The following is a 1,031-nucleotide window of genomic DNA, read 5'->3' on the forward strand; positions in this document are numbered from 1 at the left end:
TAAAGCTGTAGTTAAACGTGGTACTGATTCAAATACAGTTAGCAAGGATGACTATAAAGACTTGAGCAATGACAAACTAATCAGCTCTATTAAAGAATACAAAGCTAAACTTAAGGCTATGGAAGAACAACTATCTGAACGTCTTAAATAACAGACAATAAAAAAGGGGGCTTATATAGCTCCCTTATTTGTTGCTAGGTACATATCCCACACTTTCTAGGTATGTCATCCATTCCTTAATATAGAAAGCATCTGATAGCATTGTAGCTATTCGTTCTGCATAATCTTCTATACTCTCTCCAACATTAGCCTTGTAATGGTTTTGGAAAGCTATATCTCTACTTAACTTATCACCAAACATAAGGCATTGTTTAATACTTAGTCCTGTAAACATATCTACAGTATTCTTATCTTTACTCTCTTTCTGCTTCTTCTCTTTCTTCTTAATAAACTTAAACAGGATATGAGATACCTTTCTCCCCTCTTTAAACTGTTCATACTTAATCTGTATATCAGCTTTATCATTGATCTCTTTAACTGCCTTATCTAATACATCCCTTTTAAATACAGCATTTAGCTTGTACTCATTATCTTCTAAGCCTAGCTTACTTCTAAGCTCTGCTATTTCAAACTTCTTACTTGTTCCAATATCTCTATACTTAATCAGTAACTCATACAATCTAATACTGTACTTACTTTTAAACTCACTTACTTGCTCTAACAGGTATTGAGTAAAGTTAGCTTCAAGTCTGCTTATCATGCTTATTACATTTCGATTCAGGTACATTACAACCATACCCTTATCATTTACATAAGTTACTTCATTAACCCAACGAGAAACGGTTACAGCATCCGTATCAGCATACCTATCAATATAGCTGAACTGTCTATTAAACAATTGTTTTGTAGCATCTGCTAACTGTGAGTAGGCGTTACTCTCATCAGTCTTGTATTGATCTCTGTAAGCTGTAGCCTTAACTTCAATTGGTGTTTCAGGTGTTAGTTTATCTAGCTCTCTAGCTTCAACTATG

General features: G+C 33.9%; 1 protein-coding gene. It reads right to left on the reverse strand.

Annotated elements, in window-relative coordinates; all coding sequences use genetic code 11:
* Nucleotides 1–184 precede the first annotated feature (184 nt).
* On the reverse strand, nt 185–1,031 hold an 847-nt coding region (gene repM / locus FTV32_RS17275; protein ID WP_179991852.1), incomplete at its 5' end, for a replication initiation protein RepM.

Source organism: Acinetobacter sp. YH16032 (assembly GCF_013417345.1).
GTDB lineage: Bacteria > Pseudomonadota > Gammaproteobacteria > Pseudomonadales > Moraxellaceae > Acinetobacter.